This window comes from Domibacillus indicus (genome assembly GCF_023715895.1).
Lineage (GTDB): Bacteria > Bacillota > Bacilli > Bacillales > Domibacillaceae > Domibacillus > Domibacillus indicus_A.
In genome coordinates this window covers 23681-35985 of sequence record NZ_JAMBOO010000015.1, presented here as the reverse complement: position 1 = coordinate 35985, position 12305 = coordinate 23681, and the positions used below count along the sequence as shown (strand labels likewise).

At 37.8% G+C, this 12305-nt stretch carries 10 protein-coding genes and 1 pseudogene; 5 read left to right on the top strand and 6 right to left on the bottom strand.

What is annotated here, in order from left to right; all coding sequences use genetic code 11:
• Nucleotides 1-15 precede the first annotated feature (15 nt).
• The 3 genes from M3221_RS17465 to M3221_RS17455 form a co-directional block, all read right to left on the bottom strand.
• Nucleotides 16-363 carry an ArsR/SmtB family transcription factor gene (locus tag M3221_RS17465; protein WP_251273004.1) on the bottom strand — a complete coding sequence of 116 codons (348 nt, stop codon included), beginning with the start codon at nucleotides 361-363 and terminating at the stop codon, nucleotides 16-18.
• Nucleotides 364-1006: 643 nt separating this feature from the next.
• The gene (locus M3221_RS17460) at nucleotides 1007-1768 is read right to left on the bottom strand and encodes a polysaccharide deacetylase family protein (RefSeq protein WP_251273003.1); all 762 of its coding nucleotides are present in this window, start codon (nucleotides 1766-1768) and stop codon (nucleotides 1007-1009) included.
• A gap of 275 nt (nucleotides 1769-2043) precedes the next feature.
• Nucleotides 2044-3201 (bottom strand): endo-1,4-beta-xylanase, encoded by a 1158-nt coding sequence (locus tag M3221_RS17455; RefSeq protein WP_251273002.1) that lies wholly within the window; start codon nucleotides 3199-3201, stop codon nucleotides 2044-2046.
• 304 nt (nucleotides 3202-3505) lie between these two features.
• Between M3221_RS17455 and M3221_RS17450 the strand changes: the two genes are divergently transcribed.
• From M3221_RS17450 to M3221_RS17430, 5 genes are all read left to right on the top strand, one after another.
• A complete protein-coding gene (locus M3221_RS17450; protein ID WP_251273001.1) occupies nucleotides 3506-5248 on the top strand; it encodes a sensor histidine kinase in 1743 nt (580 codons plus the stop codon).
• 1 nt (nucleotide 5249) lies between these two features.
• Nucleotides 5250-6035 (top strand): response regulator transcription factor, encoded by a 786-nt coding sequence (locus tag M3221_RS17445; protein ID WP_251273059.1) that lies wholly within the window; start codon nucleotides 5250-5252, stop codon nucleotides 6033-6035.
• Nucleotides 6036-6144: 109 nt separating this feature from the next.
• Nucleotides 6145-7464 carry an extracellular solute-binding protein gene (locus tag M3221_RS17440; protein WP_251273000.1) on the top strand — a complete coding sequence of 440 codons (1320 nt, stop codon included), beginning with the start codon at nucleotides 6145-6147 and terminating at the stop codon, nucleotides 7462-7464.
• Nucleotides 7465-7533: 69 nt separating this feature from the next.
• Complete coding sequence (locus tag M3221_RS17435) at nucleotides 7534-8412, top strand: carbohydrate ABC transporter permease (protein ID WP_251272999.1); 879 nt, start codon at nucleotides 7534-7536, stop codon at nucleotides 8410-8412.
• Nucleotides 8413-8474: 62 nt separating this feature from the next.
• Nucleotides 8475-9326 carry a carbohydrate ABC transporter permease gene (locus tag M3221_RS17430; RefSeq protein WP_251273058.1) on the top strand — a complete coding sequence of 284 codons (852 nt, stop codon included), beginning with the start codon at nucleotides 8475-8477 and terminating at the stop codon, nucleotides 9324-9326.
• A 233-nt stretch (nucleotides 9327-9559) separates the two neighbouring features.
• Here M3221_RS17430 and M3221_RS17425 read toward each other — a convergent pair whose 3' ends face one another.
• The 3 genes and pseudogenes from M3221_RS17425 to M3221_RS17415 form a co-directional block, all read right to left on the bottom strand.
• A complete protein-coding gene (locus M3221_RS17425) occupies nucleotides 9560-10183 on the bottom strand; it encodes a YesL family protein (protein ID WP_251272998.1) in 624 nt (207 codons plus the stop codon).
• Nucleotides 10184-10690: 507 nt separating this feature from the next.
• Nucleotides 10691-11674, bottom strand: a complete 984-nt coding sequence (locus M3221_RS17420) for an aldo/keto reductase (protein ID WP_251272997.1) — start codon at nucleotides 11672-11674, stop codon at nucleotides 10691-10693.
• A gap of 17 nt (nucleotides 11675-11691) precedes the next feature.
• Nucleotides 11692-12228: pseudogene (locus tag M3221_RS17415) on the bottom strand (aldose epimerase family protein).
• Nucleotides 12229-12305 lie beyond the last annotated feature (77 nt).

Below are 12305 nucleotides of genomic sequence, written 5' to 3'. Positions count from 1 at the left end.
ACCTCTTACTCCTTTCTAGTCACAGGAAATACGCAATCCCTGCGCTTCCAGTTCAGCTAATCGTTCTCTTTGGTCTGGAAGATGCTTTAATAAATCTTCGACCAAAAAAGCACAGTCATGGTCCCGGTTAAAGGAGTAGAAAATCCACTGTCTTTTCCGGCTTTCCTTTACCAATCCAATGTCCTTTAGCTTGCGCAAATGCTGGCTGATAGCTGGCTGGCTCATGTTAAAAAGTTCAACAAACTCACATACACAGAAATCCTGCGATTGAAGCATTTTCATCATGGTCAGGCGCGTCTTATCACCAAGCAGCTTCATGATTTGGGATACTTCCTGCACATCTAACTTTGTATCGACATTCATGTATGATCCCCCCATTCCGGTATCAGTATATAATAATATACTTATATAAGTACATACTTTTATCAAAAAAATTGATTAATTGATTACAAAATGCTTCTTTTCAATACGCTACATATAGCAAAATATTTTTAAGAGGAATGACCCTGTAAGAGCGTATGTTGGGTATCATTGTGATCTATACAGGACAATCCGGCTTAGCAGTTGGTTACTATTTGCAAAAAGCAGGTCTTCAGTTTTTAATTCTGAAACAGGGTTTACAGGGTTTACAGGATCACAGCTCCTGGTCCACCTATTATGATTTGCTGAAGCTGTTCTCACCAGCTGGCTTTTCGTCCCTGCCCGGTATGAAGTTCCCTGGCAAAGCAGACCGATACCCGGCAAGATCAAAGGTTATTTCCTACCTGGAAAAATACGTTCATCGATTTCAGTTTCCCATTAAGTATGGAAGCAGGGGTACTCTTTCAGTAAAATCTGATAGATTTCAATATACTTGCCCTTATATTTCAATATGAATGTGAATTTCTCATCGAAAATTATTACACAACAAAAAACTGACTCAAAAGAGTCGTAAATCAACGACCTTTTGAGTCAGCCTCATTTTTTAACAATGTACCTTTTTTTATAATCCTTAAAGAAAATGTGTCTAATATCCTGTTTTAACCATTCTAATAAAGTCATCTAAAGTGTGGTTTTGAAGAATCATAATACGAGGTAATTCATATCGGTCGCTCTGGTCTGTACTGAGCCCGCCGCCTACTTTAAAAGCTCCTTTAAACCCTAATTCTTCCAGAATAGAAATTGTATCCGCATTATAATTTCCATAAGGATAAGCAAAGACATTTGTCTCCCTGCCTGTTAACTCTTTAAGAGCGGTCGTTGTATCATTTATTTCTTCGTATTGCTGTTCTCTGCTTAAATCAGCAAGGAAAGGATATGATACCGAATGATTTTGGATATCAATACCATTTTCCATTACAGCTAAGATCTCGTTTGATGTCATATTCCAGCTGCCATTTACCCAATCTGAAACAGTAAATTGAGTTGCCTTCATCCCGTATTTCTGTAAGACTGGATAAACATAAGGATAAAAATCATTGGAATTATCATCAAATGTTAGCAGGATAGGCTTTTCTGGCATTGCTGCTTTTTTATCGAGGATGTTGAAATATTGCTTCATCGTTAAGGTCCGATAGCCATTCTCATGAAGATAAGCCATATGTTTTTCAAATTCTTCAAGGCTAAATTGATATGGATTGTTCGGGTCAGGGTCAGGCTTTACAACATGATATAGTAAGACAGGAATTTCAACGTTTTGTGATTGTTTTGCGCTTGCTGTTGACATATAATCCGTGTTAGAAACGAGTAGTAACAAGAAGGAAAAAACAATGCCCAATATTCTTATCATTAACATTCATCCTTTCTACATTCGAAAAATGGAAAGAAATAACAAAAACCTAATTTAACCCGCTTAGTTTGTCGCCTTCCCAAACTAAGCGGGTGTGAACAATTATAGTACGAAAGGAATTATATGCAGTTCAATAACGAAAAGAGATTCATTATCTTACTGATCCACACCTGGCTTTCTATTCAATGGCTTCCCGGAACCGGAAAGATTGATTAATTCAGCCTGCTTGACTGGCTGGCCATGCACCGATCCAATGGCCTCCATTCCCAACGGCTTTAGCTTTCTTCATCGATGATAGCCCAATAAGCTGGTTTGACATTGTAATCTTTATCGAAAACAAATGGTGCGTCTGCGCCTACCCCGTCATTATATTGTTCTGCACGGTCATTTAACCATGTATGGTTGTCAGCAACGCCCCAGAATGTCACACTGCTAATTTTATCATCCAATTTCTCGTATAACTTGAATAGTTCATCGTAATGAGCGGCTTGACGATCGAATTCGCTTGCTGGAATTTCGTCATAAGTTGGGTAAGCTGGTTTTGGCGGCCAACCGTAAAGACTAACATCTAGTTCTGTAATTTGGTTGTCCAGGCCAAGGTCTGCAAACATGTTAATGGTTTTCTCGATTTCCGCTATAGCTGGCCAGCCGATTTGGATGTGAGCCTGATGTCCCACTCCATCAATTGGAACTCCATCCTCCACTAATTCCTTGACAAGATTGTATAAGGTTTCTCTTTTAGGGTCTATTTCTGTGTTGTAGTCATTGATATAAAGCTTAGCGTCTTTCCCTGCATAACGGTCCGCTGTTTCAAAAGCAACCTTGATATAATCAGTACCTGTGATTTGATACCAAGGTGAATTACGTAATTCCCCATTATCATCAACTACCTCGTTGACCACATCCCAAGAGCTGATATCATTTTTATAACGCTTGACAATGGTTTTAACATGAGTTTCTAAACGCTTAAGTAAAAGCTTTTTATTTTTTTCACGCTGCTTTGGATCTGTTTCATCTACCATCTTATTTCCTTCTTCATCAAGGAAAAACCACTCCGGTACCTGGCTGTGCCAAATAAGGGTATGGCCGCGAAGCTTCATATTATTTTCTTTTGCAAACTCAACAATTTTATCCATTTCTTCAAAAGTGAACTTTCCTTCTTCAGGCTGTATATTAATCGGCTTCATTACATTCTCGGCCACAAGGCTATTATAATGGCGCTTTAATACTTCAGCATCTTTTCCTTGAAGCATGGAAGGCTCAACGGCTGCACCAATATCGAATGATTTTGCATATCTTTCATCAAGTTCAACCGCTGCATCTACTGCACTAACTGGTTGATTTTCAGCTGCAGAAACACTGGATAATCCAGCAGGTAATACTATCGCTAAAGCTAATCCAGAAATAAGTGGTTTACGCAATACTTTTAACATGATTTTTTCTCCCCTTTTTTTCAAAGTATGTTAGTATTTTATAAAACCTGAAAAAACTCTAGCTTCCCCCCTTTACTCTAGTTTACTAGTCAGGAAAATAAGTAAGGGCTTTCATATTTTTCGCAGCCTGCTGGCCTGACCTCAAATTAATTATAACAGCATCAAACTTAGTTTATCCACTAAATAAACTAAGAATTTAAACATTTCCGAAAATATGATAAAATAGCCCTAGACTAAGCTCCTGTTCTTTTTTAGTTCCTAATAAAAATTGGATATTATTTTACTATAGAAAGGCGAACCATCAATGCGGAAGCAACTAAAAAAATGGAATACATTACGCAACCAGATTTTGTTTATTTTTTTACTTGTTATGATCATAGTTTTATTGATTGTCAGTCTCCTTACGTTGAGACAAGTTTCCTCTTTGTTGAAAAATAATGCGGAAAAACAAATTCAGCAAGTAGCCATTGAAGCAAACGGCCGAATTGAATCCCTTTACGAGCAAATCAATATGAATTCAAAGCTTGTAATCACGGATGAAGAAGTCCAGCGTGTTTTAACGAATGTCTATGAAGGAAAACAAGTAACCTTTAACGACCGTCAAAAATTAATGGGACATATTAATAGAATTATGGGAAATACAGATGGAATCTTTTCCTTTCAACTTTTTTCTGGAAAGCATCAGCGCGTTCTTCCCCTTGATGAAGATGAGTTAAAAAACCGAATTGGCAGCAGGTGGATTGAAGAAGCGAATCGAGCAAGAGGAAGAATGGTTTGGATCGGTGAAGACCCTCATGATAAAAATTACTTTCTGGCCATCCGCAGAGTCAATTTAATAGAGCGACAGTATAGCAATGGTGGTTATCTTTTAATTAGTATTAACCGCGATCATTTTAACTTTGCAAATGAAAAGTATGAAAACGATCAATACTCCATTTTGTTAGATCAATACGAAAAACCGATTATCCAAAATTTCACGGGAGATATAACGAGCATTATTGAAAACGATGAAAGCATTATTGAATTAAATCAACGGGATTATATGGTGACAAAGCAATCATCTGGCCTAACAGGCTGGACCGTTCTTATTTTAACCCCCGTAAGTGAACTAACGGAAGGAATGTCAGGGATCCGAACAGGAATTATTTTTTCGGGAGTTGTTGGCGTATTTATTTTTACCATTAGTTCCTTTTTCCTTTCAACAATCATTACAAGACCAATAGTAAGGTTAACGAAAACCATGCAGCGTGCCGGAGAAGGTTCATTAACACTGAATCCGGATATTTCTTCGGTAAATGAAATTATTGAATTAAACAGTACGTATAATCAGCTTGTAAAAGAAACCAATCATTTGATCCAGATGGTTTATCAAAAAGAGATTTTACGCAGCCAAAGTGAATTAAAAGCGCTTCAGGCACAAATAAACCCGCATTTTCTCTTTAATACATTGGATGCGCTTCATTGGTCACTTGAAGAAAAGGACGAGGAAGAGCTGGCTGAACTTGTTGTAGCCATGTCCGATTTATTTCGTTATACCATTACAAAAGAAACCGATGACGATTGGGTGTTCTTAAAAGACGAAATCAAGCATATCGGTGACTATATGGAAATTATGAAAATGCGTTTTGATGAAAGATTACAATGGCATGTCTCTGTTCCTGCAGAATATGAGTTTGTAAGAATACCAAAACTGATCATACAGCCTTTGGTAGAAAATGCAACCTTGCATGGAGCCGGAAAAAAAGCAGGAAAATGCCAAATTTCCGTAACAGTTGAACCAGTGAAACGAGAAGATAAAGAACGGATTCGCATCTCTGTACAAGATGATGGCTCCGGGATGGATAAAGAGCGGCTTGAATGGATCATTCAAGCCATGAAAACTGGCGGGACATCCTCCGCGACCGGGAAAGGAATGGCTATTTCGAATGTCTACAAGCGCCTGCAGCTATATTACAAAGGGATTTTACATTCAGACCTTTTGATTGAGAGTAAAGTAAACGAAGGGACAAGGATTTCGTTTGAACTACCGATTGATGGAGGGGAATAAAATGTATTCTAGAAATATCATAATCGTTGATGATGAACCAAGAACAAGACAAGGTTTGCAAAGAACGCTGGAAAATTGGAATAATGGTGAATTTACCGTCCTCACTGCGGAAAGCGGTGAGGATGTCCTCCGGATTGCGGAGGACAAAAAGATTCATATTTTGCTTTCCGATATCCGGATGCCCGAAATGACTGGTTTACAACTATTAAAAACTTTGAAAGAAAAAGGTATATCTCCAGTGGTCATTATTATTTCCGCTTACTCCGAGTTTGAGTATGCTCAGGAAGCGTTAAGACTCGGTGTAGTGAATTATCTTTTAAAACCGATAGGAAAAAAGAAGCTGATAGAAGCGGTTGAAGAAGCCGTTAAGATTATGGAAAAGCAAGTACGGGCTGGGATGATCGAAAAAGTAGTGGATGAAAAAATAGTCGATGCCAACAACAAAATGGATTCATCCAAAGGTACCATTCGCAAGGCTATTAGCTATATTGACCAGCATTTAAAGGATGAATTCACCCTAAAAGACGTTGCTGCCCACGTTCATTTAAATCCGAGTTATTTTAGCGTGTTGTTCAAGGAGCAAGTGAATATGAATTTTAGTGAATATGTTACAAGACGCAGAATTCAGCGTGCAAAGGAATTAGTGATTACAACCAATCTTCCGATAAATGAAATTGCTGAAGAGGCCGGCTATAAGACTTCTAAATACTTTATTAAAATCTTTAAGGAAATTGAGGGGATGACACCAAGCGCATACCGAAAAACATACAATGAAAGGGCTTTCTAAAAATAGTAGTATTTTTCCTAATCACAGTTCCTTTTTTTATTATATTCCCGATGGTAAACTAGACTTAGTTGCAAGGATAGACAAACACACATTAAGGGGGTTGTGCTGCATGAAGAAGAAAGCGTTTTCTACCGTGGCTTCTTTGGCATTAGTAGGCGGGTTGGTTTTAGGAGGTTGTTCATCCTCCTCTAGTACATCGGAGGATTCAAGTAGTTCTGGCGGTGACAAAACAGTTGTCAAAATGATGCATTTATGGCCTGAAGGAAGTGCAAAGGCACAGTATACCATTGTGGATGACATTATCAAGACTTATGAAAAAGAACATCCTGATATAGATATCCAAACAGAAATTTTAGCAAATGAACAATACAAAGAAAAAATCAAGGTTTTGTCAGCATCTAATGAGCTTCCAGACCTTGGGATCACTTGGGCAGCTGGTTATATGCAGCCATTCGTAGAAGGTAATATGCTTGCACCATTAGATGATGTTCTTGATGGCGGGCTTAAAGAGCAATTTGTTCCAGGTACTCTCGAGGCTTTTCAAATGGATAGTAAGACTTACGGATTACCTCTTGAATTGAACATCGCACCTGTTTATTACAATAAGGAAATCTTTAAAAAGTATAACCTTGAAGTACCAAAAACATATGATGAATTTTTAAACGTAGTTGAAACCCTTGCGGATAACAAGGTTACTCCAATTACAGTAGGAAACAAAGACCGCTGGACAGGTTCTATGTGGTATATGTATCTTGCCGATCGTATTGGCGGACCTGAAACTTTAAATAAAGCAATTAATCGTACAGGCAGCTTTGAAGATCCAGCTTTGGTGAAAGCTGGTCAGGAAATCAAAAAACTGGTTGATATGGGTGCATTCGTTAAAGGGTATAACGGATTTTCAAATGATGAAGCAAAAGGTTACTTTATGAACGAGCAGGCAGCTATGTATATGATGGGTACTTGGGAATTGCCAAACTATACAACAAGCCCTGATGTTGCACAGGAATTTAAAGATAAAGTTGGTTACTTCAAATTCCCTGCGTATGAAGGCGGAAAAGGAAACATCGATAGCTTTGTTGGTGGACCTGGAGTTGGTTTGTTTGTATCTGAAGCTTCTAAAGTGAAAGATGAAACAAAAGATTTTGTTTCATACTTAGTTCAAGAGTGGGGTAAGCGCTCCGTAACAGAAGCCGGTGTTATTCCAGCTACAAAAGTGGATACTTCTAATACAGAACTTGCTCAAATGTACATTGATATTCTTAACGATTTAGGAAATGCTTCAAATATTACATTATATGCAGATGTTCAAATGTCTGCTAGGGTAGCAGATGTTCACTTGAATCAGATTCAGGCATTATATGGCGGCGAGGTATCCCCTAAAGAATTCGCTAAAGCTCAAGAAGAGGCTCTTGCTGCTGAGGAGAAATAAAAATTGTAATAGAGAGGGCATATTGCTGAATATGTCCTCTTCTTCATAGAAAGGTAGTGGAATAAAAACATGAGAAACGTTATGTCCAATAAATACATTATTACCCTTTATACACTCCCAGCTTTACTTCTTCTTCTCGTTCTAGTTTATGTTCCTATTGCTTTATCAGGATATTACGGTCTAATGGATTGGACTGGAATAGGTCAAATGCAGTTTATCGGGTTAGAAAACTATATAAACTTGATGAAAGATGAAAAGTTCTGGGCTAGTGCAGGCCATTCTTTCTTGTTAGGGCTTTTCTCCGCGGTTAGCTTACTATTTTATTTAGCTGTTTCACTCGTTTTAGTTAGTAAAATAAAAGGTTCAGATTTATTCAGAAAGATTTACTTAATTCCCATGCTATTATCATCTGTTGCCATTGCTCAGCTTTGGTTGAAAATTTTTGACCCTTCGAATGGGATGTTAAATAAATTGCTTGAGACGTTTGGAGTGGAAAATACGCCAGTTTGGCTGGCAGATCCAAGTACTGCCTTATATGCTATTTTCGTTCCAATTGTTTGGCAATATGCAGGTTTTTACATTCTTATTTATTACGCAGCCTTGAAAAATGTCCCAGAAGAAATTATCGAAGCTGCAAAAATTGATGGTGCTACTCCACTTCAAATCGCATTTAAAATTAAGTTACCTATGATCTCAGCTGTGTTTAAAGTTACGATTATGCTTGCCGTCGTTGGTTCCTTAAAGTATTTTGATTTAATTTATGTAATGACTGGCGGAGGCCCAAATGGGGCGAGTGAAGTAATGGCTTCATATATGTACAAAGAAGCGTTTGAACTTAACAATTTTGGTTATGCAAGTGCAATTGGCTTTGGTTTATTGGTCATTTGTCTTGGAATGACATGGTTGACTTCAAGATTAACGAAATCTAATGATGATGTTCAATATTAAAGGGGGAGTGAATGAAGATGAGCGAGCTTGCGAGAGAAAGACGAACAACACCGAACCTTTCTATGACCGAAGGATCAAAGAAATCTTACTGGAGCAAATTAGGATATGGCCTTCTTTACTTAGTTTTAAGCGTTTTCGCCATTATTCAGATTTATCCACTAATTTGGCTGGTCTTCTTTTCATTAAAAAACAATCAAGAAGTATTTGGCATGTCCCCTTTCTCCTTGCCGCAGGACCCGCAATGGGGAAACTATGTGAAAGTATGGACTCAAGGAAATATTGGACTTTACTTTTTTAATAGTGTATGGATGACTGTTTTATCTGTATTTCTAACAGTTATTCTGGCTAGCTTTGTTACATTTGCAATTACTCGGATGCACTGGAAATTAAGCGGACTTGTCCTTGGATTATTCATGATAGGATATATGATTCCGCTCCATTCAACGTTAATCCCATTGTTTAATTTTTATAACAATATAGGTTTAATTGATAATCCATTATCGATTATCTTGTCTCAAACAACCTTTAATTTACCGTTAACTATTATGATTTTATTAGGTTTTTATAAAGCTTTTCCTCGTGAAATTGAAGAAGCGGCTGTTATGGATGGATGCTCGGTACACCGAATTTTCTTCCAAGTTACGCTCCCGATGACCGTACCGGTTCTTTCAACAACAGCGATCATTAACATGATTTACAACTGGAATGAATTCGTATTTGTTAATACATTCATTAGTTCTGATCAGTGGAAAACATTGACTGTTGGAATTAACAACTTCGTTGGTCAATATTTAACAGATTGGGGTGCTATTGGTGCCACTTTAGTCATCAGTATTGTTCCAATTCTGCTCACCTTCTTATTCCTAAGCAATAAGATTGTTGAGGGAATGGCAGCTGGTTCTGTAAAAGGTTAATTTGATTTAAAGAAAGCTCGCCGGTTAGCGAGACGCAAGGCGAAGACAGAGACGTATTTGTCCTTGGCTTATAAGAAAGTTTATACTTTCTTATAAGCCAGTTAAAAGGCAGAAAGGGAAGTTTCCTTTTACAAGCGAAACTTCCCTTTCTGCCTTTTTTGTTACCTCTTCTAATCATAGGACCGCTAAAATGCGGTCCATTTTATTTAAGAGGATTCATTTAAAGAACTTGCCTAAGAATGGGTCCGCCGCTTTTTTTCCATTTTTTCAAAAACATGATAGCATGCAGCCATTATAATAGCTGCCGTTAGACTGCCCCCGAAGAAAAAGCCCAAACCTGGAATGACCTTCACCACAAAGAATACGGCAACAATTCCAGCAATCATCGTAAGGTTTTCAAGCGGGTTAATAAGCATCATTAAGAATGAATTTTTGATTATTTGAGCCAGTTTTAACTCATAATGAACGTAGACTGGGAATAGATAGAACATAGTCATGACTGCTGCAAACATCATTATATATAAAGGAATTTGAATAACACTTATAAAACTGTTTCCCGAATTCTTCATAAAAACTAAGTCAAGTACAATAAGTCCCGCTACAACCGCTACGAGTAAACCTAAACCATTACTTCGTATAAACTCCGATTTATAGGTAGTCCAAAAGGTTCGAAAAATCGGAATGTCTGTGTCCCCCATTAGCCATTTACGAATGATCGTAAACATCGAAATCGTCGCTGGGAAAAACCCAAGGATAACCAGACCTATCAAAGAAAAACCAATCCATAATAGGTTAATATACGCAAATTTTGCAATCCATTCCACAGCAACATAGGCTCGATTTGCCGCATTATTCATCTAATCCCTCCAAACTAGAAACCTCTTAGATTTATTCCAACCAATTATTATAATAAAAAAACACCTGCTTCTATTATATAGCAGTTTTCCTCTATGGGGCCTTTCTCCATAATTTTTTCCCCTGGATAATCATGGAGGATATTCTTTTTTGGTTACTCTTTCTTCTATCCTTTGAAAATGCACTAAGCAAAACGTGAAAAAATCACAAAATTTAATTTCTCCAACAGATAAACCTTTTCAAACAAAAACAAAGGAAAGCACAAAAGTAATTATTGTGCTTCCCTTACTTTAAATCAGATTATTTTTATAGTTTACTTACGGTCACAAGTTGATAGCCTTGTGAAGTTAATTAATCTCGGGATGTTTCGCCATTTGCTCACTGACATAAAGAAAGTTGCTTTTCCTTTGCTTTCGTAAATGCTTTTAATACTTGTAGCGTATAGATAGAATTTGAGCGATCATCAAAGGTAGTGGCTTCCGCTTTTTGTGAAGTTTAAACCCCGTTTATCAATAAGGACCTCTGATAAAATCCTTTACCTTTTCATGATAAAAACGTTGAATCTCTTGCTTTTCTTCTTCTGAGAATGGTTTTGTTTCCAATGCTGAAAGATTATCCTCGACCTGTTTAACGTTTTTAAAACCAGGAATAATACATGTAATTTCTTTTTGATCCAAAATCCAGCGCAATGCTGCACTAGACATAGTTTTCCGGCCTTCTGCAATCCACTTTAACTGGTCAGCCAATTCAACACCTTTGCGGAACCCAAGGCCTGCAAAGGTTTCCCCGACATTAAAAGCCTCTCCATTTTCATTAAAACGGCGGTGGTCATCTTCCTCAAATACATGATCATTGGTAAATTTACCAGTTAGCAGCCCGCTTGCAAGCGGCAATCTGACTAGAAGTCCCACACCTTTTTGATAAGCTTCAGGGATTAATTTTTCCAATGGCTTTTGGCGGAACATATTAAAGATGATTTGCAGGCTCTTAACATTTGGATATTCCAGGCAAATAAGGCCCTCTTCAACGGTTTCCACACTTACTCCATAGTGACGGATTTTTCCTTCTTTCTTCAGACGATCCAGTACTTCAAATACACCGCCATCTTTCAAAATCTCCGTTGCCGGGCAATGAATTTGATACAAATCAATCGCTTCTCTATTTAAACGGCGGAGGCTGTCTTCACAATAAGAGCTAACGGTTTCATAGCTATAATTTTTCGGGTCAAAAATATCACCCTGGCGGCAAAACTTTGTAGCAATATAAATCTTGTCTTCCTTGCCTTTAGTGGCCTTGGCTAATAACTCTTCACTATGTCCGTCCCCATATACATCCGCTGTATCAAAAAAGTTAACACCCTGCTCAATTGAATACTCTAAAGATTTCAGTGCTTCTGTGTCGTTTGTCTTTCCCCATGAACCGCCGATTGCCCATGTTCCAAAACTGACCTCACTGATCAGGATCCCTGTATTACCCAGTTCACGATAATTCATGTTCATCACTCCTTATTTTAATTCTGTTTAACTCCAAACTTATATACTGCTACAGAAGAATACTTCTGATCGATATCCAGAATCGTTGATGGAAAATGAGGATGGTGGATGGCATCAGGTAAAGCCTGCGTCTCAAGGCAAATACCCAGATATTTTCTGGATAGCGTACTTCGGAATTCACCATCTGGTTTCAAGGAATTTCCCGAGTATACCACAACACCGGCCTGATCCATTTCAATTGTTAAAGTACGACCGCTTTCGTTGTCCTTTAAGACAATTTCCGAATCATGATTTGTATCTAAAAGAAACGAGTAATCGCAGCCTTCCCCTACCAGTACGTTTTAAGGATGGCTGGATCTTGTTCCAGTGTTTATCACCCTTGCACTTCTAAAATCAAATGACGTGTTACCCACTTCCATAAATTTGCCGGTTGAAATAAATTCCTGATCAATTTCAAGAAATTTATCGCTTTTTATTCCCCATGTGTAGTTCAAGATATCTCTCTTCAGATTGCCACTTAGATTAAAATAGGAATGATTCGTTAATGTGACCAATGGGTTTTTTTGTCTAAATCTAAATTTACTTTGTAGTCAGAGCCGCCTGAGCCTTGTCCTATTAACGTAGTTTAGTC